Consider the following 339-nt stretch of genomic DNA (forward strand, 5'->3'; position numbering starts at 1 on the left):
CGAAGAGCAGAACCTGGTCGATCTGCTGACCCACCGTGTTCCGGCCGGCGTGGACGATGCCGCCAAGGTCAAGGCCTCGTATCTGGCCGCCGTGGCCCTGGGCACCGAAGCTTGTGCCCTGATCAGCCGCGCCAAGGCGACCGAACTGCTCGGCACCATGCTGGGCGGCTACAACATTGGCCCGCTGGTCCAACTGCTCGACGACAAGGAAATCGGCACGATCGCCGCCGACGCCCTGAAAAAGACCCTGCTGATGTTCGACGCCTTCCACGACGTGAAGGAAAAGGCCGACAAGGGCAACGCCAACGCCAAGGCCGTGATGCAGAGCTGGGCCGACGC

1 pseudogene is annotated in these 339 nt (G+C 64.6%); it reads left to right on the forward strand.

Annotation, left to right across the window (positions count from 1 at the left end):
- Window positions 1–339: pseudogene (locus tag RCF13_RS18340) on the forward strand (aconitate hydratase B); the annotation flags it as partial.

The organism is Stenotrophomonas maltophilia group sp. RNC7, assembly GCF_030910085.1.
In the GTDB taxonomy this organism is placed as follows: Bacteria; Pseudomonadota; Gammaproteobacteria; order Xanthomonadales; family Xanthomonadaceae; genus Stenotrophomonas; species Stenotrophomonas sepilia.